The following is a 1,333-nucleotide window of genomic DNA, read 5'->3' on the forward strand; positions in this document are numbered from 1 at the left end:
CCCGCCACCGTCCAGCGCCTCGCCGCACAGTTCCAGCGCATCCTGCGCAGCGCCGCCGAGCACCCCGACACCCCCATCCACGACATCGACCTGCTGGGCACGGCCGGCCGCGCCGAACTGGCCGAACTGACCACCGGAGCCGTCCACCCGCTGCCGGACGCCGCCCTGCCGGAGCTGTTCGCCGCCCAGGCCGCCCGCACCCCCGACGCCACCGCCGTCACCTGCGGCACCGACACCCTCAGCTACGCCCAACTGGACACCGCCACCGACCGCTTGGCCCACCGCCTGGTCGCGCTGGGCGCGGGCGCGGAGAGTCGGATCGCCGTCCTCCAGCAGCGCTCGACGGCACTGGTGGTCAGCACCCTGGCCGTGCTGAAGGCCGGCGGCGCGTACGTGCCGCTCTCGGAGAGCTGGCCCGCCGAGCGGATGGAGCTGGTGCTGGCCGACACCGGCGCCGAGCTGCTGCTGGTCGACGCGGCCACCCGCGACCTGCCGTTCGTCCGGGCCCGGGAGGCCGTCGGCGTCCGGGTGGTGGACGTCTCGGCGCCGCTGCCGGAGGCCCCGGCCCAGCCGCTCCCGCCCGTCCAGCCGCAGCGGCTGGCCTACGTGATGTACACCTCCGGCTCCACCGGCACGCCCAAGGGGGTCGCCGTCACCCACGCGGACGTGGCCGCGCTGGCCGCCGACCACTGGTGGCAGCGGGACGGCCACCACCGGCGGGTGCTGTTCCACTCCCCGCACGCCTTCGACGCGTCGACCTACGAGCTGTGGGTGCCGCTGCTGAGCGGCGGCGAGGTCGTGGTGGCACCGGCCGGCGAGCTGGACGCCGAGCGGATCGGGCGACTGGTCGCCGCGCACCGGATCACCGCGCTCTGGCTGACCGCCGGCCTGTTCCGGCTGCTCGCCGAGGACGCCCCACAGAGCCTCGCCGGGGTGCGCGAGGTGCTGACGGGTGGCGACGTCGTCCCGGCGGCCGCCGTGCGCCGGGTGCTCGACGTCCACCCGGAGCTGCGGGTGGTCGACGGCTACGGCCCGACCGAGACCACCGTGTTCGCCACCCGGCACCCGATGGCCGCCGGGGACGAACTCGGCAGCACCGTGCCGATCGGCCGGCCGCTGGACAACATGCGGGTCCAGGTGCTGGACGCCGGGCTGCGGCAGCGGCCGGTCGGCGTGCCGGGTGAGCTGTTCATCGGCGGTGCCGGCGTGGCCCGCGGCTACCTGGGCCGGCCCGGGGCGACCGCCGAGCGCTTCCTGCCCGACCCGTACGGCGAGCCCGGCGCCCGGATGTACCGCACCGGCGACCTCGGCCGCTGGCAGCACGACGCCCGCG

General features: G+C 76.7%; 1 protein-coding gene. It reads left to right on the forward strand.

Going from position 1 to position 1,333, the window contains the following annotated elements; all coding sequences use genetic code 11:
- A partial coding sequence (locus ACIRD3_RS40520) for an amino acid adenylation domain-containing protein (protein WP_402227147.1) occupies positions 1–1,333 on the forward strand: 1,333 nt, incomplete at both ends.

Origin of the sequence: Kitasatospora sp. NPDC093550, assembly GCF_044764985.1 — a bacterium.
GTDB lineage: Bacteria > Actinomycetota > Actinomycetes > Streptomycetales > Streptomycetaceae > Kitasatospora.